A 25366-nucleotide genomic window follows, 5' to 3' on the forward strand; every position below is an offset into this window, starting at 1 on the left:
CGTGTATCTGAAGCTGGCCAAAGATTGGAGGGGGCGTGAAGCTCAAAAGGGAAGCAAAGACCCTGAAAGCGAAGTCCATAGCCTCTTTGAAGCGTGGGTTAGAAGCTTTCAATAACCACGATGACGATGGGAGGCCGGAAAGCGTCCTGCTTATGCTCCAGCACGCCAGTGAGATGTTGGCCAAGGCATTGTTGGTTCAGAAAGGGCAGGACGTCTTCGACAAAGAGAAGGGAACCTCCATCGGGATCGAGAAGGCTTTGAACATCGCTCAGTCCAAAGGGTGGATGAGTGCCACACAAGCCGGAGCCATTCGCGTCATCGACGCAATGCGTGATCAAGCCCAACACTGGATGATCGTTGTTCCCGAAGACGCTTTGTACATCAACGCGAGGGCGTTGATAACTGTGCTGGATGAGATTTTGATCGAGCATTTTCAAGACACGTTGGCGGATAATCTCCCGGTTCGGGTTTTGCCTCTGTCTACGCAGCCGTTGCCTGATTTCTTAATGCTGGTCAATCGGGAGTACTTGCAAATTCGAGAGCTACTTGCGCCGGGCCGAAGGGCGAGAGACGAGGCTAGAGGCCGCATCACTGCGCTCTTGGCGATGGAGGCCCACGTAAGTGAAGAAGTTGCAGTTTCCAAGAGGGACTTGGATCGAATTGAAGAGGCGATAAAAGACGACACTCCCGTGGAGCAGGTGTTCCCACGGTTGATGACCCTGGCAACGAACATTGAAGGGGATGGGCCGACGATTCGCGTCCGGTTCACTCGAGCTGCAGATGCTCCGGCGGTTCGCTTCGTGTCGGGCGATGATCCAGAAGGTGCGGCGGCCATTCGTGACGTGGATCTCCAGAAAAAATACCACTGGAGTCCGAGTGCGTTGGCCGAAAAGCTGGGGTTGACGATCAGTAAGGCAAAGGCTATCCGCGATTTCCTGCGTATTGACGATGATCAAGCCAACGTCATGGTGTTTGAATTTGGGTCTCAGAAACATCCAAGGTATTCTGATAACGCACTGCGCGTAATTAGAGAAGCTGTTACTCCAGAATTGATCGAGGAGGCATGGCAGGCGCGCCCGCGGGGGCGAGGTAGATAGCCTTGTTGCGTGTTCTTCATTTTCTTTTTCGTTAAGGCCGCTGCTCGCTTGATTTCCATTGGTCGCTGGCTGAAATAAACGCCAGAGAGAAAGAGTAGGACGAAGCTTCACCAGGACAAATAGCCCGCGTCTGTTTCATGAGCGACCGTCTGCAGGTGGACCTACCGACCCTTCCGCACCGAACTATGAACCTGCCACAGATTCTTGCGGGTCTCACAGATGACGAGTTGGCAACGTGGCCCGGCGTCTCGGTCGATGCCGGGCGTGAGAATTGGCGCAAAGGTGAAGGCTCAGGTGGTAAAGCCAACTCCGCTGTCTGCCTAGCGTCGGGTTGCTTACTCTGGCCGAACTTCCCGACAGGCCCACTCAACCAACCCGCGGCAAGCCAGAAACAGCCCATCCACAACCCCCTCATCCAAATGCCGCTCCGGGTCCGCTGCCACCCGGCAGCGGTCTGCCGCGTGCAGCACCTCCAGCACCGTCAGCGCGCCCACCATCGCGCGTTCGCTCTTCGCCAGGCTTACGCGGCGGCCGGGTGATACATCGTTCTCCGGCCAGGGCAGCCCGTCGGCTCCCTCACCTGCGCGAATGCGCTTGAGGATGCCGAGCAGGGAGTTCAGGTCGGGCAGGGGAGTGTCGTCGTTGATGGGCTCAACAACGGTGTACGAAGAGAAGGTGTCGGATTCGTTCATGGCGTCGGCTTCCGTGGCTGTGCTTAACAGCGCCACCGCGAAGAGGTGGCGGACGGTGCGGGTTCCAAACCGGGACAGACAGTTGTCAATAACCGGCGGGTCCGAAGACCCCCACGCACCGCCCGCCATAAAGGCCGACGGATTGCCCGTCGGCACCGGTTAAGGACGGTGCCGACGGGCAAGCGTAAACAACTATCTGTCTCGGGTTTGGACGCCCGCTGCCACCCGTTGTCGGTGGCGCGCCATGGTGTTTACGTAGCCGCTTCGAATGCCAATAGAAATTCGCGAACGAATTGTTGAATCCGAGAGCGAGGAACTATTGTCGCACGCGCCAATCGTGCAGCACGCGACGCCAGCAGACGCATTCGCGCAGCTGCTCTGCTGATAGCGAAAAAAAGTTGCGCAATCGCCCATGCCACAAGCGAATAGCGCGACGGCCTTCTTTGTAACAGTTCTTAGTCCGCTTCGGCAGGCAGCGGCACCCGACCGACCGCACACCCCGAAAATCGGTTCAATCCCGACAACGCCAGCGAACCGCGCAGCCTCAACCAGCGCCGTCCTCAGCCGTGCTTGCATTCCCCACCAGCAACTCAATCATTGCCCGCGCCGCCGCCGACTGCCGTCGATGCGGCGCATAGATCACCGAGAATGGCCGAGACCTCCCCCCGCAGCTGTGGCAGCACTTCCACCAACTGCCCCCGCTGCAACCGCTCACGCACGATGAACGCATAGCTCTGGCAGATGCCGATGCCCTGTTCGGCCAGCGACACCACGCCCAGCACATCGTCGGAGGTCTCGATGGACGAGCGCGGCAGCCAGTCCACGTCGCGCCCGCCATCGCGGAATATCCACGGCGCCAGCCGCCCGGTACGCGGCATCACGAAGGGCAGGCACAGATGCTGCTGCAGGTCGTCCAGCGTCTGCGGCGTGCCGCGGCGCTCCAGGTAGTCCGGCGCAGCCACCAGCACCAAAGGCGCGTCCTCCAGCTTCCGCCCTACCAGCCCGCTGTCCGGCAGCTGGCCCAGGCGGATGGCCAGGTCGAAGCCTTCGGCCACCAGGTCCACGTTGCGGTTGGTGATGTTCAGTTCCACCTGCACCTGCGGGTAGTGCTGCGCAAAGCGCGCCAGCACGGGCGGCAGCCGGTAGTGGCCATAGGTGGTGGGCACACTCAGGCGCACGCGGCCGGCCAGCGCACCGTCTTGGGCCAGTACGTCGCGCTCGGCGTCGTCCAGCAGGCCGAAGGCGGTGCGCACCTGTTCCAGATAGAGCCGCCCGGCGTCGGTCAGGCCCACGCGGCGGGTGGTCCGCTGCAGCAGCTGCCGGCCCAGCCGCGCTTCCAGGCGGGTGACCGCGCGGCTCAGTACCGACGGTGTAGTGGACAGCGCCACCGCGCCCGCCGTGAACGAGCCGTGCTCGACCACCGCCAGGAACACCTCCACGTCGCCCAGGTAGTCGAACTTGCGGCTCATTTGGCTCTCCGGGGAACAGATGTTTTGCGATGGGGCCAATTTATCGCCGCTGGGGCGATGAATAAAGTGGCGACCATTCCCCAATAGGAGCTCCCCATGAACCTGATGACCCGGCTGGCCGCTGCGCTGGCACTGACCCTGGCCGCCAGCGGCGCGCATGCCGCCAACGTGCTGGTGGTGCTGTCCGACGAAAACCACCTGGACCTGAAGGACGGCAAGGTGCTGTCCACCGGCTTCTATCTCAACGAGTTGATGCAGCCGGTCAAGCTGCTGCTGGACGCGGGCCACGAGGTGACCTTCGCCACGCCGCAGGGGCGGGCGCCGACGGTGGATGCGTCCTCGGTGACGCCTGCGTACTTCGGCAACGATGCCGCGCAGCTGACGCTGCACAAGGACCTGCTGGAGAAGCTGGCGTTGACCTCGCCGACGGCGTCTCCGGTGGTGAGCCTGGCGCGCGTGGAGCAGCAGGGCTACGCGAGCTTCGATGCGGTCTATGTTCCTGGTGGGCACGCACCGATGCAGGACCTGCTGAAGAGCCCGGCGCTGGGCCGGCTGCTGGCCGACTTCCACCAGCGCAACAAGACCACCGCGCTGGTCTGCCACGGGCCGATCGCGCTGCTGTCCACGCTGCCGGATGCTGCGGGTTTCGTGGCACAGCTGGAGGCGGGTGCGACGCCGGCCACGCCGAAGTGGATCTACAGCGGCTACCAGATGACGGTGATCAGCAACCAGGAAGAAGAGCAGGCCAAGCCGCTGCTGGGTGGCGGTGAGATGAAGTTCTACCCGCAGACGGCGTTGCAGCGGGCGGGTGCGAAGTTCAGCAGCAATGCCACGCCGTGGACCGGGCATGTGGTGGTGGACCGCGAGCTGATTACCGGGCAGAACCCGGCTTCAGCGCTGGAGGTGGGGCAGCGGTTGGTGGAGCGGTTGAAGTAGGGCGGGCTCTGCATCGCATGCGGTGCCGTGGCACCATGGCGGACTGGCCTCGTCCTTCCGGGCGGGGCCGTTTTCCCAGGGAAGCCCTCGAACACGACATGCGAACGTCTCTTTTCATTCTCTCCGCCCTGTGCCTTGGCCTGCTGTCTGGCTGTGCCAGTGGTCCGGAGGAGCATGCTTCAAGCCGCGAGATCACGGGTGCGTTCGTGGCCGACGATGGCCAGCTGTACCTGCTGCCGCGCTTTGAAGAACCGATGCGCTTCAATGCTGCACCGTTCCGCGAGTACCGCGCGCTGATGGACAGCCCGCTACGCGAGGCGGTGGCCTGCGCGCAGATGTACTTCCATGAGGACTGGCGCGACCCGGCCAACAAGGCCAAGGTGCACGGCAGCTATGCGCTGCTGCTGCGACCGGAACAGGTGACGCCGGAACAGGCCGTGCAGTTCAAGCTGGAGCGGATTGAGGTGCTCCCGCGCGAGGCGAAGTATGTGGATGAGCGTGCGCGCTACTACCTGCCGCAGGATCGGAGCCGTTATGCGCTGGCGTTTGATCGGGCCTGCAATCTTTCAAAGAAGGGCGGCAGCTATTACAGCGCGCTGTTCGAGGGCGATGGCGAGCGGGTGAAGTTGCCGGACGCCGCTGCGCTGGCGGAGAAGGGGAAGCTGGTACAGCCGATCAGTGCGCGGGCGCAGCGGATCCTGCCTGAGAGGGAGGACAAGCCAGGTGTTGGGACAGCGGCCGGGAAGGTGCTGGGCGCAGCGTTGATACCTGTGGCGGTTCCGGTGTTTGTGTTGAGCCTGCCGTTCCTGGGGCCGGATCATTGGAAGTGATAGGGCGTTGAGGGAGAGCCATCCACGCATGGCGTGGATCTACCCAGGCGTCATTAGTGCCTGAATGTTCATCCTGGAGATCTGTGTGCCAAGCACATTGGAGGTTGTTTTGAAGACCGCAGGCTTCATTGTCCTCGCGGCACTTCCGTTGCTGACGATCTGGTTCATTCAGCGGCGAAGGACGCTGAGAGCCCGTTCTGCCTTGGGATCAGGGCTGCATTTGAATCCACCTCGCCGGATTTCCGGCACGTCCATGACCCTGGTGATGGTGGATGGCAAAGAGGATCGGGAGCACTACTTCTTTGACACAGAATTCTTTTACCTGCGGCGGGGCCCGGTGCCCACGGCAGTTCCGCTCTCGCAGATCACCTCAGTCACTCGAACGTCCGACGTCATCTATGCGCGCTATGTCTGGCAGGTATGCTTCAGCAGAGCATCGGGTAGAAAGTGCGTGACGTTCACTAACAACCTTTCGCTGTTCAACCGCGACTTTCTGCTCTTTCTGGAGGTGGTGCGGAAGGCTAATCCGCTCGCGACCGTTGAGCGAGCGAGTCTGTTCTTCTGAGTGCTGGATGATTCAGATGTGCGGGCGTTGAGGGAGTGAATCCACGCGTGGCGTGGATCTACAGCTTGGCGTGCCGCCGGCCACACAGCTTGCCCGCCAATGCTCCCAGGCCTTGGCATCGATGCCGGCCTTCATCGCAATGCCTTGCAGCTCCGCCCAGTTCTTCGGCGAAGGCGCGGCCAGTAGCTCGCGCATGAAGGCCTGCATCTTCGCCTCACCCACCTGCTTTTCCAGCGAGAGCAACAGCAAGGGGCCGTAGCCATAGCGATACAGTTCGCCCAAGTCCGAGTTGCCGTCAATGGCATCGAACGCGGGCAGCGGCTTCTCCTGCTTATCGATGGCTGATTGCAGTCGCGCGATGTAGCGATCCGCCGAGGCATCGCCACTGATCTCGCGCAGCGCCTTGATCGACAGGAACTCGGCGCTGGATTCCAGCAGCACCCAGAAGTAGGGACCCTGCGGACGGTTCAGCGTGCCGAAGTAGTAATGGCTCATTTCGTGTGCGATGTACTGCACGCGCCGCTCGGCCTTCTCGCCACCGGCCAGCAGTGAATCGGCCACGTTGCCGATGCTGCCGCTCATGGCGATGGTCGGCCAGGTGGCAAAGCCCCACTCGCTGCCCTCGCGGTCGCGCTCGATCTGGTTGAGCGTGACCATGCGCAGGAAGGTGGGGCGGTCAGCCAGCGGCACGCCCATGTAGCGGCTGTGCACGTCGGCTATCTTCTGCACCGTGCTGGACAATGCATCGACCTTGGCCGTTGGCAGGGTCTCGTTTAGGATCGTGACCTGCGCGGTGCGGGTGATCGGGCCGCTGCCGCCGAACAGCAGGATCGGCCGCGCGTTTTCGCTGCGGAATCGGCCCTGCGCGCCTTCGATGGCTGGGCTGCCGTTGAAATACAGGAAGCGGCAGCCGCTGCAATCCACCCGCAGGTCGTAGCGGCTTTCGCTGCTGCGCACGCGGGCCTTGGGATCGAACGCCTGCGGCAGCCACGCGGACTGTTCGGTGAAACGGGCGCTGTCGCCGTTGAAGGCCATCAGGCCTTTGAAGTCGGTCGGGGCATCGTGCCGGGCGTAGACCGGGAAGGCGCCCACATACTGCACGCAGAGCGTGGCGGGTGGTTTGGCCACGGTGTACACGCGTGCCTCGCCATCCACACCGGGGGCGTACCATCCTTCGAAATCCAGCGGCGCGCCATCGCCATCGGTCACCCGCGCGACATTCAGGCCCGCGTTGAGCACGAACGAGCCCATCGATTCGGCAGGTCGGCTGGATACGCAGACGTTGCCTTCGACGCGGCCACTGGTGATATCCAGGCGCACGCTGCCGGTGGTGAGCGGTGTGGCCGTTTGTGCCGGCAGCGCGGCCAGGCTGGTGGCGGGGACGAGCAGTGCGGCAACAACGGCGGGCAGCAGGGCCTTGCAGGGGTTCATCGGGCCATCCATGGGTGGATTGGGGTGAATATAGGGGGGATGTGGATTTTTGCCGAGGGGCAGCATCCACGCATGGCGTGGATCTACTGATCCAAGCGTGCGGTGGATCCAGAGGACTACACTGGCTGCCTGTGCCCGATGGAAGCTCACCCATGTTCTCTGGAAAGGTTGCGGTGGTTACCGGCTCCACCAGCGGTATCGGTCTTGGTATCGCCACGGCGCTGGCGCGACAAGGCGCGGACATCGTGCTGAATGGCTTCGGCGATGCAGCGGAGATTGAACGCATCCGTACCAACCTGGAAACCGAGTTCGGTGTTCGCGTGGCGCATGACGGTGCCGACCTGTCCCGTGGCGAGGCGGTGCGCGGAATGATCGCCCACGCCGTTGCGACGATGGGGCGCATCGACATCCTGGTGAATAACGCAGGCATCCAGCACACCGCGTCGATCGAGGAATTCCCCATAGAGAAGTGGGATGCGATCATCGCGCTGAATCTGTCGGCGGTGTTCCATGCAACGGCGGCAGCCTTGCCCCATATGAAGCAGCAGGGCGCCGGCCGCATCATCAACATCGCATCCGTGCACGGGCTGGTGGGCTCGGTGAACAAGTCGGCCTACGTGGCGGCCAAGCACGGCGTGGTGGGGTTCACCAAGGTGACAGCGCTGGAGAACGCGGGCACCGGCATCACCGCCAATGCGATCTGCCCGGGGTGGGTGCGGACGGCGCTGGTCGAGCAGCAGATCACCGCGTTGGCCGAGCGCGAAGGCACGGATCAGGAGACCGCTGCGCGTGCGCTGCTGGCTGAAAAACAGCCGTCGTTGCAGTTCGTGACGCCCGAGCAGCTGGGCGAGGTGGTGGTGTTCCTGGCTTCGGACGCGGCGGCGCAGATCACCGGCACGGCGTTGCCGGTGGATGGGGGTTGGACGGCCCGCTAGCGGACCGGCATCGGCCGCGTTGCCGACGCCGCAGCGGCCAAGGCGCCTGCGGCGTCGTCCCGGCGCAGCCGTTTACTGCGGCTTGGCAAACACATCCAATCCCTTGCCGGTCTCCAACAACGACTTCAGGCTCGACAGCACGATCGGCCAGCCCTGGCGGATGCCGGTATCCATGCCGCTGCCGGGTTCCAGTTCGTCGTGGGTGACGGTCAGCCGCACCATGTCCTGGTAGGGCGCAATGTCGAAGGTGACGCGGCTGTAGGCGTCCGGGTTCTCCGCCTGCGAGGCGGCGGCCCAGGTGATGACCAGCCGCGAGGGAGGGGTGCTTTCCACCACTTCGCCCACCAGTTCGACCGAGCGCGTTTCGTTGGCGCGCACATGCTGCCAGCGCGAGCCGGGTTTCCAGTCCGAGACGTTTTCGTGGCCCCAGTAGCGGCTGGCGATTTCGGGGCGGGTGATCGCCTCGAACACCTTCTGCGGGGTGGAAGCGATGTAGATCACGTGGATGAAGCGGGTGGACTCTGCGGACATCGTCATTCTCCTTCCAGTTCTCGTTTCAGGTCATGCAGCAGGCTCAGGCGCTGCTGCTCGAACTTGCGTACCCAGCGCTCGTAGACTTCATGCAGCGGCACCGGGTTGATGAAGTGCAGCTTCTCGCGGCCACGGCGCACGGTGCTGATCAGGTTGGCGTCTTCCAGCAGGCCCAGGTGCTGGGTGACCGATTGCCGGGCCATGTCCAGGTGGTCGCACAGTTGGCCCAGGGTCTGGCCGTTGTGCTCGCAGAGCAGGTCCAGCAGCGTCCGGCGCGTGGGATCGGCCAGTGCCTTGAAGACCTTGTCTGCGTCGCGCACGTTGTCTACCGCCATGGGGATGTCTTCAGTTCCAGTTGTCGATCCTGACGTCGTGTGGATTGGGCTGGCCCTTGCCGGTTTCCAGCAGGGCCTTCAGGCTCATCAGGAACACCGCCCACTTGGTGCTGCAGTGGGAGGTGAACTCGACGCGCTCTTTCCAGCCCTCGTGGGTGAACAGGACGATGCAATAGTCGCCCTCCTGCTTCAGCACGAAGCGCGCGTGGGTGCCGATCCATTCGGCGGGACCGGCGAGGAACCGCCAGAGCACGAGCTCGCCTGGAATGAGTTGTTCCAGCTTCATTTCCATCGCGCCGATTTCCTGGCCGTTGTTCGTGAAGCGCGCCTTGACCGTGCCGCCGACCTCGCGGTCGCCCTGGGTGTCTTCGGCCCACCAGGCGGCGACGCCTTCGGGGGTGGCCAGCGCCTGGTACACCTGGCTTGCAGGGGCCTTGATGCCGACCCTGTGTGCGATATCGACCATTGCAGGTTCCTCGCGATGGGCCGGCAGGCGCCGCCCTTGATTGAACTATATGCAGGTAAATACCTGCATGTCAAATCCGGTGGACGGTGGACTGGATCAATACACTGGGCACCTGCCAGGCATGGCCTGGCACTACTGGATCTACGGAACGTCAGGGAGTGCATGCATGACTGAAGCTGGAAAGGACATCTTGAACATCCGCCGCGCCAGCGAGGCGGATGCTCCTGCAGTGCTGGCGCTGTTCGATGAGGTAATCGAGTGGTTCGTGTCGATCGGGAACCTGCAGCAATGGGGCAGTGAGCCATGGTCCACGATGCCGCGCCGGATCACCCAGGTGACCGATGCGTGCGCGCTGCCGGGTGCATGGGTGGCGCAGAACGAGCACGGCGTGGTGCGCGCGTTCCTGGCGCTGGGCGAGTCGATGCCCTATGTGCCTGCGCCCACCGGCCCGGAACTGTATGTGCGGGTACTGGTGGCATCGCGTGACGTGCGCGTGCGTGGCATCGGACGCCGCCTGATGGCCTTTGCGGATGAGCAGGCGCGCTGCCGGGCTCGACCATCTGCGCGTGGACTGTTACGGCGGTGGCAACGGTGATCTGGTGCGCTTCTATGAGTCCTGCGGCTATACGTGCATCGCGCCTTTCAACGTGGACGGCTGGCCGGGCATGCTGCTGGGGCGACAGCTCTGAAGTGGCTGCGTCATTCGGTCGCAGTGTGCGTGCAGGAAACGGTGCATCGGTTCGGCGCTAGAGTAGGGCCATGACCTGCATGGAATGGCTGTGTCATTCCACCGCGGGTTCCTGATGACCCCCTCCAGGAAGGAGCAGCGCATGTACTACAGCAGTGGCAACTACGAAGCCTTTGCGCGCCCGCGCAAGCCCGCCGGTATCGACGGCAAGCGCGCATGGTTCGTCGGTTCGGGCCTGGCCTCGCTGGCCGGCGCCGCGTTCCTGGTGCGCGACGGCCGCATGGCCGGTGAGCGCATCACCATTCTCGAGCAGCAGCAGATTCCCGGCGGCGCGCTGGATGGCCTGAAGGTGCCGGAGAAGGGCTTCGTGATCCGCGGCGGCCGCGAGATGGAAGACCATTTCGAGTGCCTGTGGGACCTGTTCCGCTCGATTCCGTCGCTGGAGATTGAAGATGCCAGTGTGCTGGACGAGTTCTACTGGTTGAACAAGGATGATCCGAACTATTCGCTGCAGCGGGCCACGATAAATCGCGGCGAAGATGCACACACCGACGGCCTGTTCACCCTGACCGAGCAGGCGCAGAAGGACATCATCGCGCTGTTCCTGGCCACCCGGCAGGAGATGGAGAACAAGCGCATCGACGAGGTGCTGGGCCGTGATTTCCTGGACAGCAACTTCTGGCTGTACTGGCGCACCATGTTCGCGTTCGAGGAGTGGCATTCGGCGCTGGAGATGAAGCTGTACCTGCATCGCTTCATTCACCACATTGGCGGGCTTCCGGATTTCTCGGCGCTGAAGTTCACCAAGTACAACCAGTACGAATCGCTGGTGCTGCCGCTGGTGAAGTGGCTGCAGGACCACGGCGTGGTGTTCCAGTACGCCACCGAGGTGACCGACGTCGACTTCGATCTGGCGGCCGGCCGCAAGCAGGCCACGCGCATCCACTGGACGCGTGACGGTGTAGCCGGTGGCGTGGATCTGAGCGCGGATGACCTTGTGTTCATGACGATCGGTTCGTTGACCGAGAACTCGGACAATGGCGATCACCAGACGGCTGCGCGATTGAATGAGGGACCGGCGCCTGCCTGGGACCTGTGGCGACGCATTGCCGCGAAGGACGAGGCCTTTGGCCACCCGGACGTGTTCGGCGCGCATATCCCGCAGACCAAGTGGGAATCGGCGACGGTGACCACGCTGGATGCACGCATTCCTGCTTACATCCAGAAGATCGCCAAGCGCGACCCGTTCAGTGGCAAGGTGGTGACCGGCGGCATCGTCAGTGTGCGCGATTCGCGCTGGTTGATGAGCTGGACGGTGAACCGCCAGCCGCATTTCAAGAACCAGCCCAAGGATCAGATCGTGGTCTGGGTGTATTCGCTGTTCGTGGATACGCCCGGCGACTACGTTAAGAAGCCGATGCAGGACTGCACCGGCGAAGAGATCACCCGCGAGTGGCTGTTTCACCTGGGCGTGCCGGTGGAGGAGATCGACGAATTGGCCGCGACCGGCGCGAAGACGGTGCCGGTGATGATGCCGTACATCACCGCGTTCTTCATGCCACGCCAGGCCGGTGATCGCCCGGACGTGGTGCCGGAGGGCGCGGTGAACTTCGCCTTCATCGGCCAGTTCGCCGAATCGAAGCAGCGCGACTGCATCTTCACCACCGAGTATTCGGTGCGCACACCGATGGAAGCGGTGTACACGCTGTTAGGTATCGAACGCGGTGTGCCCGAGGTGTTCAATTCCACCTATGACGTGCGCTCGCTGTTGGCGGCGACCGGTCGCCTGCGCGATGGCAAGGAGCTGGATATTCCCGGGCCTGCGTTCCTGCTCAACCTGCTGATGAACAAGCTGGACAAGACCCAGATCGGTGGCCTGCTGCGCGAGTTCAAGCTGGTGCAGGAGGACTGAGCGCGCGTCAGCGTGGAGGGGAACGCGCCGGCAACACCGCGGATCAGTCTGCCAGCACGTTACCCGCTCCTTCGCCATAGGTCGCCCTCGCGCTGCCACACACCGCGTAGGTGGCAGCGCTGGCTGGCAGGCCAGTGGCCTTGATGCCGCGCCGCGAATCGCCGTCAAAGACCTCGGCGTAGCGTTCGGCGGCCAGCGCGTCATCGGGCAGCATGTACAGCAGGACGCGCTGCAATGTGGATTGCCCCTGCAGCAGCTGCGGCTGCCGGAATGCCGGCACCTGCACGCGCGCTGTGCCACCGCGTCGGCGCGTCTGCAGTTTGCCAGCGCACCTGCAGGGGTTGGTTGAGCGGCAACAGCGCGGGGCTGACCGGGTAGCCGTAGGCCGTGCAATCCCGGGGCGCTTCCGGGATGTTCGCGATGGCCCCGTCGCCGATGTCCAGTGTGAGGCCATTGATTTCCATCCGCAGGATGGGCGCACTGCCGTAGTTGTGGATCTTGAACAGCGCCAGGCCTTCGAAGCGGCTGCGCTCCAGATCATCGGTGGTGAAGCCACTGAAGCGTGCGAGCGCGGGCGCGACCTCTACGTGATCGCTGTAGTGGTAGTAGATATGCACGAGCTCGGGTGTACCCGCGCGTCGCCAGGCCGCATTGAATGACGCAAGGTCGGGGTACGGCCGACGGACCAGCGGCACATCGGTGACGGCGCGATCTCCAGACGGTGTGGCGTAGCGGTAGTGGTCGACGGAGGGCTTCAGGCGCGCATCTTCATATGGGAACCCCCTGTCTGCATCGGACTGCGGGTTGGGGTAGCGGTGGAAGGCCAGGAAGCGCTGGGGCGTTTCGCCCTGCATGGGCAGGTCCGGGCCAGCGCCAGAACCGGTGGATGCATACGGCGAGGTGTCCAGCCAAAGGGGTTGCCCGCTTAGGTTGACGTGCAGCTCGGCGATGGATGCGCGTGAGCCGCCGGCCAGGCTGTCCACACTGCCTTGCAGGAAGTGCCACAGTGGAATGATGAGCATGGCGGCGGCGGTTGGCACGAACATCAGCACGTGTATGCGGCCCGGCACCTGCCCGCGCTGTCGCACCATGTAGCGCAGCCACACCAGCAGCAGGACCAGCAGCAGCGGGAGGCCGACCCAGATCGCGATGGTGGCCAGCGCCACGACGCCCCAACCCAGGTTGGGGCTGGCCACGGCAATCAACGAGAGCGTGGCGATCAGTGCCGCCAACAGCAGCGATACGCCGATTCCGACGCGGTAGGTCCTGTAGGGGCTGTCGGTCATCACCGGTCCGTCGGCAGTGCGGGGCATGCCTCTATAGTGCAGTGGTGGTGATGGCGTGGAAAGTCGTCGAAGAAGAGGGCGGGGGCCTTGCGTGCCGGCCAGAGGCCGGCATTACCCGGGGCTCAGCAGCCGACCAGGCGGTCCGCACCGATGCCGCTGCGGTGCTGGCTGCGGTACTCGGTGGGGCTGGCATCGACCTGGCCACGGAAGTGGCGGCGGAACGATTCCTGCGAACCAAAACCCACCTCCTCGGCGATCCATTGCAGCGGCCGGTCGGTGGTTTCCAGCAGCTCACGGGCGAGGGCCACGCGCTCGCGGATCAGCCAGTCGATCGGTGACAGCCCTGTCGCTTCCAGGAACTGCCGCTGCAGGGTGCGCTGGCTGAGTGCGGCCTGCTCGGCGAGGCTGCCTAGCGAATGTGGCTCGCGCAGGTTGCGGCGCATCCATTCCATCAGCTTCGCCAGGCGCGTGGGCTCGCCATGGGGGATGGCCCGGCTGACACGCTGGCTGCGCCCGGCATCACGCCACGGCGCCAGCACCAGCCGCTCGGCCACCAGGTTGGCCACGCGGGCACCGTAATCCTTGCGCACCATGTGCAGCATCATGTCCATGCCGGTGGCCGAGCCGGCCGAAGTGATGATGCTGCCGGTGTCCACATACAGCACATCCTCGCGCACGTCGATGCGTGGGAACTGGCGTGCCAGCGCTTCGGTGAGGCGCCAGTGCGTGGTGGCCTGGCGGCCATCGAGCAGCCCGGCCCAGGCCAGCACGAACGCACCGGAGCAGATCGAGGCGATGCGTGCGCCACGTGCGTGGGCACGGATGAGTGCATCGAGCAGGGCCTGCGGAGGACGTTCGCTGGGTTCGCGCCAACCGGGGATGACGATGATGTCGGCGTCATCGACGCTCCTTAGATCGTAGGGCAGCTGCACCTGGGTGCTGCCGAGCATGCGCAGCGCTCCGGGTTCGCCCGCGCACAGCTGGGTGCGGTACCAGGCCACGCCCAGTTCAGGCCGTATCGGCGCGAACAGGCCCACCGCACAGCCGAACTCGAACAGCCCCTGGCCGTGGCAGGCAACGATGGCGACGAGCGGCGCGGTGGGATCGGCGGGTGGGTTGGGCATGGCTTGATGCTACGGGTGGCGGTGCGTGGCGCTGAGTGGTGCGCGGGCATGAGGTGATGCCGGGCGGGCATATGGAGGCCGGGGTCGGATCCCTTCCGCAGGAAGGGCTCTGACCCCGTGGAGGGATGCGTGCCTGGGGTCAGAGCCCTTTCCTTTGGAAAGGGATCCGACCCCGTGTGTTCAGGCCGCCTAACGTCATTACCAGCGGTCATGTGGGTGGCCGGATGTTACGGCTGGGTGACGCGATCCCGCCTGTCGCGGTGGGTGAACAGGCCCTTGAATGGAAGCGTGTTTCCGGCCCACCCCCACGAGCCCCCATGCCTGCCGCCTACGCCCCAGCCTTGAGCACTCTTGCCGTCCTGATCGCCGCCGTCCTCGCTGCTTCGCCCAGCCATGCGGCGGAAGCAGATGCGGACCCTGCCACCACTGCAGCCACTGCCAACGTGGCAGCCTCCACGCTGGATGCGGTGGTGGTCACCGGCTCTCGCACCAGCACGCGCACGGTGAAGAACAGCTCCACGCCCATCGATGTGATTTCCGCTGAAGACCTCGCCGCCACCGGTCAGGGCAACCTGCTGGAAGCGCTGCAGCGCAGCCTGCCGTCGCTGAGCCAGATCGGCGGCTACCAGAGCGACCAGGAAAGCCTGATCCGCGGCTACCAGCTGCGCAATCTGTCGCCGGGCTACACGCTGGTGCTGGTCAACGGCAAGCGCCGCAATGCCAGTGCCTATGTGAGCGGTGCCAATGGGGGCGGCTTCCCCGGACATGCGTGGGCGGACCTGGCGTTGATTCCGGTCTCGGCCATCGACCATGTGGAAGTGCTGCGTGATGGTGCCTCCGCCATCTACGGCTCGGACGCGATCACCGGCGTGGTCAACGTGATCCTGAAGTCGCAGGCGCACGGTGGTGATGTGTCGGTGGAGAGCGGGCAGAGCACCGATGGTGATGGTTCGCGAACCAGCGTGCGCGCCAACGTCGGCCTGCCGTGGGGCGAGGATGGCTTCATCAACCTGTCCGGCGAGACCACCCGCCAGCATCATGCGATCCGTACCCGTCGCTACATCGACGGCTACCTGAGCTATCCGGCAGTGGATGGCAGCGGCAATCTGGTGGCGCTGCGGCCGAACAATCGTTTGCCAGCAGGTGCCACGCCGAATCCGGCCGAGGCCAGCCGCAATGCCGAAGCCAATACCATCCTCAGCTCGCCGTCGTATGCGTTGAAGGCCTTCGCGGTGAACGTGGGCCATGGCCTGGGCGAGAGCGCGCAGTTCTACGCCGATGCTACGGCCAGCGATCGCACTGCACAGGCGATCCAGAATTTCCGTCTGCCGGCGACCATCTTCACTACCTACAAGGCGCCCGGCGTGCTGAGCGTGTTTCCGGATGGCTTCCTGCCGGTGCTGGAAACCAAGGAGAAGCAGTACACCGGTACGGCCGGTGTAAAAGGCCAGATCGCGGGTTGGGACTACGACGCCAGCCTGACCGGCAACCGCAGCACCGTGCGCACCTATACGCGTAACTCGGTGAACTACTCGCTGCCGTATCCCGGTTCACCCACTGATTTCTATGACGGCAAGCTGGACTACCAGCAGGGCATCGCCAACCTGGACCTGCGCCGTGGCTTCGAGGTGGCGGCATTTGCTTCGCCGCTGGAGGTGAGCGCGGGCGCCGAGTATCAGCACGAGCAGTACGAGCGCGGCGCAGGGCAGTGGGAGTCGTATACCGGCTTCGGCGCTGCAGCCTTCGTCGGCTATTCCACTGCGGACGCGGTGAAAGCCACCCGTAACAGCAAGGCGGTGTACGTGGGTGCGGCCACCAACATCACCTCGCGCTGGTACCTGGATGCGGCCGCGCGCTGGGAAGACCACTCCGACTTCGGCAGTGTCTCCACCGGCCGCCTGACCACGCGCTTCGACTTCACCGACGCGCTGGGTGTACGCGCCACGGTCAGCAATGGCTTCCATGCGCCCAGCCTGGGCGCGCAGTACTACCAGGCCACCGGCAGCTGCCCATGCGGCACCACGCTGGTGGCGCAGGTGTCTTCGCCGGCGGCGATTGCGTTGGGTGCCACGCCGCTGAAGCCGGAAAAGGCCACCAACTACAGCCTGGGCGTGACCTGGGACCCGAGCCCGGCGTTCCATCTGGCGGTGGATGCCTATCAGATCGACATCCGCGGCCAGCTCGGCCAGTCCAGCCAGATCGGCTACAACGCGCAGGATCCGGCGCGCGTCACCGACAACAGCGGCACGGTGCTGAGCGCGGCGCAGAAGAACACCATCGACGCACTGCTGGGTTCAGCCGGCATCAGCATCCTGCCGGGTGATGCGTTCTACGCCAGCTACTTCACCAACGTGGGCAATACCCGTACGCGCGGCGTGGAGCTGACCCTGGAAGCGAACCAGGAAACCGCGTGGGGCAAGCTGCGCTGGAGCTACGCCGCCAACGTCGGCCGCACCACCATCCAGAAGGTCAGCGGCATTCCGGCGGCGCTGCAGGGGCTGCCGAACATCAACCTGCTGACCAGATCCAGCGAGTACGCGCTGCGCTTCCGCACGCCCAGCTATACGCAGGTGGCGGGGCTGGGCTGGCAGAACGGGCGCTGGCGCTCGAATCTGGACTTCACCTACTACGGCCCCATCAAGCGCCTGAACAACGGCGTGGAGTACAGGCAGCCGCCGGTGCTGGTGACCAACCTGTCCGGTGGCGTGGAGCTGGGCGCGGGCTGGAGTGCGGCGCTGGGCATCAACAACGTGTTCGACAAGCGCACCCGCAAGGTGCCGGAGTACGCGCGCAGTGCCACCGATGTGGCGAGTATCGAGACCACGTGGGACAGCGGCGATGTGCTGAGCAATGTGGGTGCGTATTGGTTTGGCCGGGTCAGTTACCGGTTCTGAGGTGGGAAGCAGCCGAGCATGGCTCGACTCTACAAAAGCGAAGGGCAGTCGAGCATGGCTCGACTCTACAAAAGCGAAGGGCAGTCGAGCATGGCTCGACTCTACAAAAGCGAAGGGCAGTCGAGCATGGCTCGACTCTACAAAAGCGAAGGGTAGCCGAGCATGGCTCGGCTCTACATGGGAGCAGTTCATGTCTTCTGCATTGAAGGTGGTTGCGTTGGTGGGGTCACCGACCAGCTCGGCGACGTCGCGCACGTTGTTGCTGGCGCGGCATCTGCTGGTGTCGCTGCAGCAGCGGGTGCACGCCAGCGTGGACCTGGTGGAGCTGGCGCCGATCGCGCGCGCTGGGCCAGTCGCTGTCGCGCGGCGAGGCGGAGCCGGCGGTGGAACAGGCACTGCAGACCATCGAGGCGGCGGAGCTGCTGGTGGTCGCAGCGCCGGTCTATCGCGGCTCTTATCCCGGGTTGTTCAAGCACCTGGTCGACTTCATCGGGCTGGAGGCGCTGGTGGATGTGCCGGTACTGCTGGCAGCGACCGGCGGCAGCGAGCGCCATGCGCTGGTGATCGATCACCAGCTGCGGCCGTTGTTCAGTTTCCTGCAGGCGCACACGCTGCCGATCGGGGTGTATGCCACGCCTGCCGATTTCGAAGGCGAGCACATCAGCAGTGCAGCCCTGCAGGCACGCATCGCGCTGGCGGCCGAGCGTGCAGCCGGCCATCTGGCCGCGCAGCCGCTGACTGCTCCGGCGCCGCTGCGACGTATCGCCTGACGCCATAACCGGCAGCGCTTTGCTTATGGCTACGCCGCATCTGCGTGGCCGGATCTGACCGCCGATTGTCGCCAGCCGTCGCTGCTGTGGCTGCTGGCATCTCTAGCATCGATATCGAAGCGGCATCGCATTGCCGGCCCCGATGAGGACGACCCCTGTGACTTTCGACGCAGCAAGCAAACCCATCCTGTTCCTGCTCGACCGTGAGTTCGAGGACGGCCAGATTCCCGGCCAGCGCTTCTTCTGCCGGCACAGCCTGCTGCTGGAAGGCGCGCTGTCGAGCATCGACGGCCTGGACGCGCAGCTGGACGTGCGTCGCATCGGCTTCGCACGGCCGCGCCGTGAGGTGATTGCCGAGATCGGCGAGCAGGACCAGTCGCTGCCGAAGCTGGTGCTGCCGCAGGGCGTGCGCAGCGAACTGGCCAGTGGCGCGCACCAGGACCGCCAGTACATCTCCGGTGCCGAGCCGATCCTGGCCGCGTTGAACGGCTTGCTCGGCATTCCCGTGGCTCACCCCTGAGCGAGGACGCGACCATGAGCTATCAGATCAGCGTGCTGGACAAGAGCCCGGTGGCCGAAGGTGCCTCGCCGGAGCAGGCGCTGCGCAACAGCCTGCAGCTGGCGCAGCGCGCCGAGCAGCTGGGCTACCACCGCTACTGGTTTGCCGAACACCACGCTGCACCAACGCTGGCCAGCCCGGCGCCGGAAGTGCTGGCTGCGTGGGTGCTGGCGCAGACCCGGCGCATCCGCATCGGCAGTGGTGGGGTGATGCTGCGCCACTACGCGCCCTATAAAGTGGCGGAGAACTTCAACCTGCTGGCGGCGTTGGCGCCAGGGCGCGTCGATCTGGGCGTGGGCAAGGCCCCGGGTGGCCTGCCGGCCTCGACTGCCGCGCTGGCGGCCGGGCGCCCGGCGTTCGCCGACTTCGATCAGCAACTGCGCGACCTGGAAGGCTATCTGTCCGGGGCGGACACCGAGGCGCTGGCACGGCCGGTTCCGCAGCAGGCACCGGAGCGCTTCCTGCTCGGCGCCAGCCCGCAGAGCGCAAAGCAGGCGGCCGAGCTGGGCTGGCGCTTCGTCTATGCCGCGCACTTCGATGGTGACCCGAAGCATATCGAGGCCGCGTTCGATGCCTACCGCACCGTTTCTACGCAGCCGCCGCTGCTGGCCACGGTGGCCTTCGCCGCACCAACTGCCGAAGCCGCAGCGCGTCATATCGGCGCGCTGCGCGTCTACAAGCTGCACCTCGGCCCCGGCCAGACGGTGAATCTGCCCAGTCCCGAGGCGGCTGCCGAGTACGCGCGGCAGGTGGGCGTGGCTGACTTCCGCATCGAGGAGACACGCCCGAGCGTGTTGTCCGGTGATGCGCAGCACGTGCGTGACGAACTGGATGCGCTGCACCGGCGCTTCGGCGTGGGCGAGTTCATCCTCGATGCGCCGGTGGCTGACCTCGACGCACGCCTGACATCCCTTGAACTGCTGTCGCCCGCGCCGCGCCGGCGGTGGCCTGACCTGCAGGAGCGATTCCCATGAGCACGACCCCGCGCCACATTCCGTTCGGCATCATGCTGCAGGGTCCTGGCAGCCACATGCATGCCTGGAAGCATCCCTCCAATCCGGCCGATGCCAGCGTCAACCTGCAGTTCTACATCGACATCGCGCGTACCGCCGAGGACAACGGCATCGCCTTCGGCTTCGTAGCCGACGGCCTGTACATCAACGAGAAGTCGATCCCGCATTTCCTCAACCGCTTCGAGCCGATCTCGCTGCTGTCGGCGCTGGCCACGGCAACGAAGAAGATCGGCCTGGCGGGCACGCTGTCGACGTCCTACAGCGACCCGTTCACCGTGGCCCGCCAGTTTGCTTCGCTGGACCTGCTCAGCGGCGGCCGTGCGGGTTGGAACGTGGTGACCTCACCGCTGGAAGGTTCGGGGCGCAACTACGGTCGCCCGCACCCGGAGCACGCGCTGCGCTACCAGATCGCCGACGAGTACCTGGACGTAGTGCAAGGGCTGTGGGATTCCTGGGACGACGATGCCTTCGTGCGTGAGCGCGACAGCGGCACGTTCTTCGCGCCGGACAAGTTCCGCCGCCTCGACCACAAGGGCCGCTTCTTCCAGGTGGAAGGGCCGCTCAACATCCAGCGTTCGCCACAGGGCCAGCCGGTGATCTTCCAGGCCGGGTCGTCCGACGATGGTATCGCGCTGGCCGGCAAGTACGCCGACGCGGTGTTCACCCATTCGCCATCGCTGGAGGAGACCCGCGCGTTCACCCAGAAGGTGAAGAACTCGGCGATCGCCCACGGCCGCAGCGGCAATGACGTGAAGATCTTCCCGGGCATCGGCCCCATCGTCGGCCGCACCGCGGAGGAGGCTGAAGCCAAGTACCAGGCGATCGCCGCACTGGCCACGCTGGAGGATGCGCTGGCCTATCTCGGCCGCTTCTTCGACCACCACGATTTCAGCCAGTATGATCCGGACGCGCCGTTCCCGGAGCTGGGTGACATCGGCAGCAACTCGTTCCGTTCCACCACCGACCGCATCAAGCAGGATGCGCGTGAGAAGGGCCTGAGCCTGCGCCAGGTGGCGTTGGAAGCGGTCAGCCCACGACCGAATTTCATCGGTACGCCGGAACATGTGGCCGACGAGCTGATCCGTTGGTTCGATGCCGGCGCGAGCGATGGCTTCATCCTTGGTTTCGCTGCACAGCGCGAAGGCCTGGACGATTTCGTGACCCAGGTGCTGCCGATCCTGCAGGCGCGCGGCTACCACCAGCGTGAGCTGGAAGGGCAGACGCTGCGAGCGCATCTGGGCCTGCCGTACAAGGCCAGCCGCCATTCGACCGACGCCGAACCGGCGCGGAAGGTGGGGTAAGGCGATGAGCGGAGAAAGCGCGGCAGCACCGGGCCATGCCCGGCGGAATTCCCCAACGACTGGCGTGCTGCCGGAAATCGCGGCACGCGCCGAGGCGGCCATCGCGATCCGCCATGACCTGCATCGGCACCCGGAGCTGGCCTTCGAGGAACACCGCACCAGCGCACGCGTGGCCGAGCTGCTGCAGCAGTGGGGCTATGAGGTCACCACCGGCCTCGGCGGCACCGGCGTGGTCGGTACGCTGCAGCGCGGGCAGGGCAGCCGTCGCCTTGGGCTGCGTGCCGACATCGATGCACTGCCGATCCACGAGGACTCCGGGCTGGCATACGCCAGCCAGAACGAAGGGTTGATGCATGCCTGCGGCCACGATGGGCATACCGCCATCCTGCTGTCTGCGGCGCACTACCTGGCCCATCACGGCCGCATCGACGGCACCCTGCAGCTGGTGTTCCAGCCGGCCGAGGAAACGGGTTCGGGGGCCTCGAAGATGATCGCCGACGGCCTGTTCGAACGCTTCCCGGTGGATGCGATCTACGGCCTGCACAACTGGCCGGGCGTGCCTGTCGGCCACTTCGGCTTCGTCGATGGCCCGGCGATGGCGTCGGTGGACTGGGCGCGGCTGAAGGTGATCGGCAAGGGCGGTCATGGCGCCGAGCCTCAGGGCAGTGTCGACCCGATCCTGGCGGCGGCGCATATCGTCACGGCGCTGCAGAGCGTTGTCTGGCGCAATGTGGATCCGCGGCAGATGGGCGTGGTCACCGTTGGTTCGATCCACGGCGGGCAGGCCGCCAATGTGATTCCAGACGTGGTCGAGCTGAAGCTGACCGTGCGCGCCTACCTGCCCGAGGTACGTGACACCCTGCGGCGCCGTGTTACCGAGGTCGCCGAGCAAACCGCCGCCGCGTTCGGCGCGCGCGGAGATCGAGTTCCCGCGTGGCTTCCCGAGCGTGATCAACCACCCGCAGCAGACCGCCTACATCCGCGACGTGGCCGTGCAGGGCTTCGGCAGCGAGCAGCTGGTGCCGGAGTTCGCGCCACGCACGGCCAGCGAGGATTTCGCCTTCCTGCTGCAGGCGCGGCCGGGCAGTTTCGTGTTCGTCGGCAACGGCGACAGCGCACCGCTGCACAGCCCGCGCTATGTGTTCAACGACGCCGCCATCGCGCCCGCTGCCAGCCTGTGGGCGCGGCTGGCTGAAGACTATCTGGTGAAGGACGTGGCATGAGCAGCAACGAACGCTTCCTCTACACCTCGGTGGATGATCCACTGGCGCGGCCGCTGTTCGATGGCCTGGAGCAGGAGTACGACGGCCGCTACGCCGACGTGCGTCGACGCATCGGCGGCAGCGCCCGCGAGGAACTGCAGCGCTACCCGGCACAGGCGTTCGCGGCACCGGTTGGTGCGTTCGTGCTGCTGCTGCGCGATGGTGTGGCGATCTCCGGCGGTGCCTTCATGCCGCACCGCGATCCGGACACCGCCGAGTTCAAGCGCATCTGGACGCTGCCGGGCCTGCGCCGCCAGGGCATCGCGCGGCGTGTACTGCAGGAACTGGAGGACCAGGCGGCGCGCCAGGGTTACCGACGGGTGTTCCTGACCACCGGCTTCCGCCAGCCTGAAGCCGTCGGCCTGTACCTCAACCACGGCTACACCGCGCTGTTCGATCTGGAGGCCGATCCGGAATCCATCGCCCACTTGCCGTTCGAGAAGCACTTGGGCGTATCGGCGCCAGCCGTCGTGCCATCACAGACCGTGCTGCACGGAGCCCACGCATGAGCACGCCTTCGACCGCGCTGGATGGCATTGCCACACGCCCGGCGCCCACCCCGGCGTTGAAGATCGTGCCGGCCCGGCATCCGCTGCAGGTGGTCGGAACCCTTCTGGCATTGGCGCTGATCCTGATCGGGCTGCAATCAGTGTTGGGCAATCCGCGTTGGGGCTGGGGCACCTTTGCGGAGTGGTTCTTCGCACGTCCGGTGCTGGAAGGCCTGGGCCGCACGCTGCTGCTGACCGCGCTCGGCACCGGCCTCGGCTTCGCGCTGGGCACGCTGCTTGCGCTGGCCCGCGTCTCTGGTTCACCGCTGCTGTCGGCGGTGTCGTGGGGCTATGTGTGGCTGTTCCGTTCGATCCCGCTGCTGGTCCTGTTGCTGCTGCTGAACAACCTGGGTTACCTGTACAGCACCATCGAACTGGGGGTTCCCTTCACCGGTATCAGCCTGTTCTCGTACCCGACCACGCAGCTGATCGGTGTGTTCACCGCCGCAGTGCTGGGTCTCACCTTGAACCAGGCCGCGTTCTCGGCCGAGGTGATCCGTGGCGGCATTCTTTCGGTCGACCACGGCCAGTACGAGGCTGCGGCCGCGCTTGGCCTGCCGCGCGGTCGCCAGGTGCGCCGCATCATCCTGCCGCAGGCGATGCGTTCGATCCTGCCGGCCGCGTTCAACGATGTGATCGGACTGGCCAAGAGCACCTCGGTGGTCTACGTGCTGGCGCTGCCGGAGCTGTTCTACACCGTGCAGGTGATTTACCGGCGCAACCTGGAAGTAGTGCCGCTGCTGATGGTGGCCACGGTCTGGTACCTGGTGATCCTGACCGTGCTGTCGCTGCTGCAGCGGCGCGTGGAGCAGCGCTTTGCGCGCGGCCAGCTGCAGCGCGAGCGTTCGGTATCGCGTGTCTCGTCACCGACGCGCGCCACAGGTGAGGCTGCACCGCGCGTGGTCAATCGCCCGCGCATCGCCGCGCAGGTTGAAGCGGGCGAGGGGGCATCGGTGTCGCTGCATGGCGTAGGCAAGGTGTTCGGCGACCAGCCGGTGCTGGAAGACGTGAACCTGGACCTGCGCGCTGGCAGCGTGACCGTGCTGATTGGCCCGTCCGGCGCTGGCAAGTCCACGTTGCTGCGGCTGATCAACCACCTGGAACGTGCCGACAGCGGTTACGTGACCGTCGGCGGGCAGCTGATCGGCTACCGCCGCGATGGCGACACCCTGTACGAGCTGCCCGAACGTGAGATCCGCCGCCGTCGTGCGGAAGTGGGCATGGTGTTCCAGGCCTTCAACCTGTTCCCGCACCTGACTGCGCTGGAGAACATCATCGAGGCACCGATCGCGGTGCGCGGCGTGCCGCGTGCGCAGGCCGCGCAGCAGGCGCGCACGCTGCTGGAACGGGTCGGCCTGGCCGACAAGGCCGATGCCTTCCCGCGCCAGCTGTCCGGCGGCCAGCAGCAGCGCATCGCGATTGCTCGTGCGCTGGCCCTGCAACCGAAGGTGCTGCTGTTCGACGAACCGACCTCGGCACTGGACCCGGAGCTGGTGGCCGAAGTGCTCAGCGTGATCGAGGAGCTGGCAAGCTCCGGCACCACGCTGGTGATTGTCACCCACGAACTGAGCTTCGCCCGCCGCGTGGCCGACCACGTGGTGATGATGGACCAGGGGCGGGTGATCGAGCAGGGCACGCCCGAGGCGCTGTTCGAACGTCCGCGCCAGCAACGCACCGCCGATTTCCTGGCCAAGACCCTGTAACTGCGAAAGGAACACCATGAGCCCTGCAGCACCGCGTCGCCCCTCGCGCAGCACCCTGTTGATCGTCGGCGTGCTGGTCATTGGCATTGCCGGCATCGTCTATTCGCGCGTGCGTCAGGCACCGGATGCCGGCACCGTGGCCGCAACCAGCCTGGTGGGTGCGAACACCGCCATCCTGAAGGGCACGCTCGATCCGAAGGCGCAGGCGTTGATCCCGGTCGACTATCGCTTTGTCACGCCTGGTACGTTCACCGTGGCCACCCATCCGGGGCAGCTGCCGCTGGCCGACTATGGTACCGACAGCAAGGACGTGGTCGGCATCGAGCCGGACATCGCGCGGCTGATTGCCGATGGGCTGGGCCTGAAGCTGGTGATCGTGCCGGTGGCGTGGGCCGACTGGCCGCTGGGTCTGGAATCAGGCAAGTACGATGCGGTGCTGTCGAACGTGACGGTGACCGAAGAGCGCAAGAAGAAGTTCGATTTCTCCAGCTACCGTTACGATCTGCTGGGAATTTACACGCGCACTGATGGGCCGATCCAGAAGATCGAAAAGCCGGCCGACGTTGCCGGGCTGAAGGTGGTGGTCGGTGCCAGCACCAACCAGGACCAGATCCTGCGGCAGTGGGACCAGCAGAACATCGCCGCTGGCTTGAAGCCGGTGGAGTACCAGTACTTCGATGACGCCGTGGTTGGGCGGCTGGCAGTGATCACCGGGCGCGCCGATGTCTCGTTCGAGCCCAACGCCACCGGCGCCTATTCGGCGCGCGATGGCAAGGTGCGGCGTGTGGGCCTGTTCCCGGGGGCTGGCCGAACGCCGCAGCGATCTCGGTGACCACGCGCAAGGGCAGCGGCCTGGCTGATGCGGTGACGCAGGCGCTGAACACCCAGATCGGCAGTGGCACCTATGCGCAGGCGCTGAAGCGATGGAATGTGGCCGAGGAGGCCGTGCCGCAGTCGCAGACCAACCCGCCGGGGCTGCCGACGCTCTGACGCCGGGCATGGCCGGCGCGCCCCTGTAG

Annotated in this window: 21 protein-coding genes and 4 pseudogenes; 16 read left to right on the forward strand and 9 right to left on the reverse strand. The window is 65.2% G+C overall.

From position 1 onward, the window contains the following. Nucleotides 1-35: 35 nt before the first annotated feature. Nucleotides 36-1097: a hypothetical protein gene (locus ACZK2V_RS09280; protein ID WP_486323156.1), complete on the forward strand. Its 1062-nt coding sequence runs from the start codon at nucleotides 36-38 to the stop codon at nucleotides 1095-1097. A 335-nt stretch (nucleotides 1098-1432) separates the two neighbouring features. On the opposite strand, the gene ACZK2V_RS09285 is transcribed toward ACZK2V_RS09280, so the two are convergent. Continuing rightward, nucleotides 1433-1789, reverse strand: coding sequence for a hypothetical protein (locus tag ACZK2V_RS09285; RefSeq protein WP_486323157.1), 357 nt, complete (start codon nucleotides 1787-1789; stop codon nucleotides 1433-1435). A gap of 544 nt (nucleotides 1790-2333) precedes the next feature. After that, nucleotides 2334-3258: pseudogene (locus ACZK2V_RS09290) on the reverse strand (LysR family transcriptional regulator). Nucleotides 3259-3354: 96 nt separating this feature from the next. On the opposite strand from ACZK2V_RS09290, the gene ACZK2V_RS09295 reads away from it, so the two are divergent. The 3 genes from ACZK2V_RS09295 to ACZK2V_RS09305 all read left to right on the forward strand — a co-directional run bounded on the left by ACZK2V_RS09295 (nucleotide 3355) and on the right by ACZK2V_RS09305 (nucleotide 5589). Continuing rightward, a complete protein-coding gene (locus ACZK2V_RS09295) occupies nucleotides 3355-4194 on the forward strand; it encodes a type 1 glutamine amidotransferase domain-containing protein (RefSeq protein WP_486323158.1) in 840 nt (279 codons plus the stop codon). 98 nt (nucleotides 4195-4292) lie between these two features. Then, the gene (locus tag ACZK2V_RS09300) at nucleotides 4293-5024 is read left to right on the forward strand and encodes a hypothetical protein (protein WP_486323159.1); all 732 of its coding nucleotides are present in this window, start codon (nucleotides 4293-4295) and stop codon (nucleotides 5022-5024) included. A gap of 64 nt (nucleotides 5025-5088) precedes the next feature. Next, nucleotides 5089-5589: a hypothetical protein gene (locus ACZK2V_RS09305; protein WP_486323160.1), complete on the forward strand. Its 501-nt coding sequence runs from the start codon at nucleotides 5089-5091 to the stop codon at nucleotides 5587-5589. Nucleotides 5590-5601: 12 nt separating this feature from the next. Here the strand turns inward: ACZK2V_RS09305 and ACZK2V_RS09310 are convergent, their stop codons facing one another. Then, complete coding sequence (locus ACZK2V_RS09310) at nucleotides 5602-7020, reverse strand: M1 aminopeptidase family protein (protein ID WP_486323161.1); 1419 nt, start codon at nucleotides 7018-7020, stop codon at nucleotides 5602-5604. A 152-nt stretch (nucleotides 7021-7172) separates the two neighbouring features. Between ACZK2V_RS09310 and ACZK2V_RS09315 the strand changes: the two genes are divergently transcribed. Then, on the forward strand, nucleotides 7173-7955 hold the full coding sequence (locus tag ACZK2V_RS09315) for a 3-hydroxybutyrate dehydrogenase (RefSeq protein ID WP_486323162.1): 783 nt from the start codon (nucleotides 7173-7175) through the stop codon (nucleotides 7953-7955). Nucleotides 7956-8027: 72 nt separating this feature from the next. Here the strand turns inward: ACZK2V_RS09315 and ACZK2V_RS09320 are convergent, their stop codons facing one another. Genes ACZK2V_RS09320 through ACZK2V_RS09330 form a run of 3 tightly spaced genes read right to left on the reverse strand, consistent with a single transcriptional unit; the run spans nucleotide 8028 to nucleotide 9287 of the window. After that, entirely contained in the window at nucleotides 8028-8486 is a 459-nt protein-coding gene (locus tag ACZK2V_RS09320) for an SRPBCC family protein (RefSeq protein WP_486323163.1), read from the reverse strand. Nucleotides 8487-8488: 2 nt separating this feature from the next. Further along, a complete protein-coding gene (locus ACZK2V_RS09325) occupies nucleotides 8489-8821 on the reverse strand; it encodes an ArsR/SmtB family transcription factor (RefSeq protein WP_049445795.1) in 333 nt (110 codons plus the stop codon). Between the two features lie 10 nt (nucleotides 8822-8831). Further along, the gene (locus tag ACZK2V_RS09330) at nucleotides 8832-9287 is read right to left on the reverse strand and encodes an SRPBCC family protein (RefSeq protein ID WP_049445797.1); all 456 of its coding nucleotides are present in this window, start codon (nucleotides 9285-9287) and stop codon (nucleotides 8832-8834) included. 166 nt (nucleotides 9288-9453) lie between these two features. Between ACZK2V_RS09330 and ACZK2V_RS09335 the strand changes: the two genes are divergently transcribed. Together ACZK2V_RS09335 and ACZK2V_RS09340 are read left to right on the forward strand one after the other, a co-directional pair. Next, nucleotides 9454-9882, forward strand: a complete 429-nt coding sequence (locus ACZK2V_RS09335) for an N-acetyltransferase family protein (RefSeq protein WP_486323164.1) — start codon at nucleotides 9454-9456, stop codon at nucleotides 9880-9882. 235 nt (nucleotides 9883-10117) lie between these two features. Next, nucleotides 10118-11887 carry an oleate hydratase gene (locus ACZK2V_RS09340; RefSeq protein WP_486323165.1) on the forward strand — a complete coding sequence of 590 codons (1770 nt, stop codon included), beginning with the start codon at nucleotides 10118-10120 and terminating at the stop codon, nucleotides 11885-11887. 43 nt (nucleotides 11888-11930) lie between these two features. Here ACZK2V_RS09340 and ACZK2V_RS09345 read toward each other — a convergent pair whose 3' ends face one another. From ACZK2V_RS09345 to ftrA, 3 genes are all read right to left on the reverse strand, one after another. Continuing rightward, nucleotides 11931-12122, reverse strand: coding sequence for a hypothetical protein (locus ACZK2V_RS09345; protein WP_486323166.1), 192 nt, complete (start codon nucleotides 12120-12122; stop codon nucleotides 11931-11933). After that, nucleotides 12088-13173 (reverse strand): hypothetical protein, encoded by a 1086-nt coding sequence (locus ACZK2V_RS09350; RefSeq protein WP_486323167.1) that lies wholly within the window; start codon nucleotides 13171-13173, stop codon nucleotides 12088-12090. Before ACZK2V_RS09350 ends, ACZK2V_RS09345 begins: the two co-directional genes overlap by 35 nt. Before the next feature lie 122 nt (nucleotides 13174-13295). Next, nucleotides 13296-14297 (reverse strand): transcriptional regulator FtrA, encoded by a 1002-nt coding sequence (ftrA, locus tag ACZK2V_RS09355; protein WP_486323168.1) that lies wholly within the window; start codon nucleotides 14295-14297, stop codon nucleotides 13296-13298. A 317-nt stretch (nucleotides 14298-14614) separates the two neighbouring features. On the opposite strand from ftrA, the gene ACZK2V_RS09360 reads away from it, so the two are divergent. The 9 genes and pseudogenes from ACZK2V_RS09360 (at nucleotide 14615) to ACZK2V_RS09400 (ending at nucleotide 25337) form a co-directional block, all read left to right on the forward strand. Beyond that, a complete protein-coding gene (locus tag ACZK2V_RS09360) occupies nucleotides 14615-17191 on the forward strand; it encodes a TonB-dependent receptor plug domain-containing protein (RefSeq protein WP_486323169.1) in 2577 nt (858 codons plus the stop codon). Nucleotides 17192-17381: 190 nt separating this feature from the next. Continuing rightward, nucleotides 17382-17961, forward strand: a pseudogene (gene msuE, locus ACZK2V_RS09365) (FMN reductase). Nucleotides 17962-18103: 142 nt separating this feature from the next. Then, nucleotides 18104-18481 (forward strand): DUF3088 family protein, encoded by a 378-nt coding sequence (locus tag ACZK2V_RS09370; protein ID WP_219626372.1) that lies wholly within the window; start codon nucleotides 18104-18106, stop codon nucleotides 18479-18481. A 14-nt stretch (nucleotides 18482-18495) separates the two neighbouring features. Further along, nucleotides 18496-19494 (forward strand): MsnO8 family LLM class oxidoreductase, encoded by a 999-nt coding sequence (locus tag ACZK2V_RS09375; protein WP_486323170.1) that lies wholly within the window; start codon nucleotides 18496-18498, stop codon nucleotides 19492-19494. Further along, entirely contained in the window at nucleotides 19491-20834 is a 1344-nt protein-coding gene (locus ACZK2V_RS09380; RefSeq protein WP_049421303.1) for an LLM class flavin-dependent oxidoreductase, read from the forward strand. Before ACZK2V_RS09375 ends, ACZK2V_RS09380 begins: the two co-directional genes overlap by 4 nt. Nucleotides 20835-20838: 4 nt before the next feature. Next, nucleotides 20839-22057, forward strand: a pseudogene (locus ACZK2V_RS09385) (M20 aminoacylase family protein). Beyond that, nucleotides 22054-22605, forward strand: coding sequence for a GNAT family N-acetyltransferase (locus ACZK2V_RS09390; RefSeq protein ID WP_486323171.1), 552 nt, complete (start codon nucleotides 22054-22056; stop codon nucleotides 22603-22605). Before ACZK2V_RS09385 ends, ACZK2V_RS09390 begins: the two are co-directional and overlap by 4 nt. Beyond that, nucleotides 22602-24347, forward strand: coding sequence for an amino acid ABC transporter permease/ATP-binding protein (locus tag ACZK2V_RS09395; protein ID WP_486323172.1), 1746 nt, complete (start codon nucleotides 22602-22604; stop codon nucleotides 24345-24347). Before ACZK2V_RS09390 ends, ACZK2V_RS09395 begins: the two co-directional genes overlap by 4 nt. A 16-nt stretch (nucleotides 24348-24363) precedes the next feature. Next, nucleotides 24364-25337, forward strand: a pseudogene (locus tag ACZK2V_RS09400) (ABC transporter substrate-binding protein). Nucleotides 25338-25366: the final 29 nt, after the last annotated feature.

The organism is Stenotrophomonas sp. 93052_Sma, assembly GCF_056481145.1.

What these genes read in the sequence shown, in the direction of transcription:
- ACZK2V_RS09360 (WP_486323169.1), top strand. Translation starts at nt 14,615, where the DNA reads ATGCCTGCCGCCTACGCCCCAGCCTTGAGCACTCTTGCCGTCCTGATC.
- ACZK2V_RS09375 (WP_486323170.1), top strand. Translation starts at nt 18,496, where the DNA reads ATGAGCTATCAGATCAGCGTGCTGGACAAGAGCCCGGTGGCCGAAGGT.
- ACZK2V_RS09380 (WP_049421303.1), top strand. Translation starts at nt 19,491, where the DNA reads ATGAGCACGACCCCGCGCCACATTCCGTTCGGCATCATGCTGCAGGGT.
- ACZK2V_RS09370 (WP_219626372.1), top strand. Translation starts at nt 18,104, where the DNA reads ATGAGGACGACCCCTGTGACTTTCGACGCAGCAAGCAAACCCATCCTG.
- ACZK2V_RS09325 (WP_049445795.1), bottom strand. Translation starts at nt 8,821, where the DNA reads ATGGCGGTAGACAACGTGCGCGACGCAGACAAGGTCTTCAAGGCACTG.
- ACZK2V_RS09295 (WP_486323158.1), top strand. Translation starts at nt 3,355, where the DNA reads ATGAACCTGATGACCCGGCTGGCCGCTGCGCTGGCACTGACCCTGGCC.
- ACZK2V_RS09315 (WP_486323162.1), top strand. Translation starts at nt 7,173, where the DNA reads ATGTTCTCTGGAAAGGTTGCGGTGGTTACCGGCTCCACCAGCGGTATC.
- ACZK2V_RS09300 (WP_486323159.1), top strand. Translation starts at nt 4,293, where the DNA reads ATGCGAACGTCTCTTTTCATTCTCTCCGCCCTGTGCCTTGGCCTGCTG.
- ACZK2V_RS09320 (WP_486323163.1), bottom strand. Translation starts at nt 8,486, where the DNA reads ATGTCCGCAGAGTCCACCCGCTTCATCCACGTGATCTACATCGCTTCC.
- ftrA (WP_486323168.1), bottom strand. Translation starts at nt 14,297, where the DNA reads ATGCCCAACCCACCCGCCGATCCCACCGCGCCGCTCGTCGCCATCGTT.
- ACZK2V_RS09285 (WP_486323157.1), bottom strand. Translation starts at nt 1,789, where the DNA reads ATGAACGAATCCGACACCTTCTCTTCGTACACCGTTGTTGAGCCCATC.
- ACZK2V_RS09350 (WP_486323167.1), bottom strand. Translation starts at nt 13,173, where the DNA reads ATGACCGACAGCCCCTACAGGACCTACCGCGTCGGAATCGGCGTATCG.
- ACZK2V_RS09335 (WP_486323164.1), top strand. Translation starts at nt 9,454, where the DNA reads ATGACTGAAGCTGGAAAGGACATCTTGAACATCCGCCGCGCCAGCGAG.
- ACZK2V_RS09390 (WP_486323171.1), top strand. Translation starts at nt 22,054, where the DNA reads ATGAGCAGCAACGAACGCTTCCTCTACACCTCGGTGGATGATCCACTG.
- ACZK2V_RS09305 (WP_486323160.1), top strand. Translation starts at nt 5,089, where the DNA reads ATGTTCATCCTGGAGATCTGTGTGCCAAGCACATTGGAGGTTGTTTTG.
- ACZK2V_RS09395 (WP_486323172.1), top strand. Translation starts at nt 22,602, where the DNA reads ATGAGCACGCCTTCGACCGCGCTGGATGGCATTGCCACACGCCCGGCG.
- ACZK2V_RS09330 (WP_049445797.1), bottom strand. Translation starts at nt 9,287, where the DNA reads ATGGTCGATATCGCACACAGGGTCGGCATCAAGGCCCCTGCAAGCCAG.
- ACZK2V_RS09310 (WP_486323161.1), bottom strand. Translation starts at nt 7,020, where the DNA reads ATGAACCCCTGCAAGGCCCTGCTGCCCGCCGTTGTTGCCGCACTGCTC.
- ACZK2V_RS09340 (WP_486323165.1), top strand. Translation starts at nt 10,118, where the DNA reads ATGTACTACAGCAGTGGCAACTACGAAGCCTTTGCGCGCCCGCGCAAG.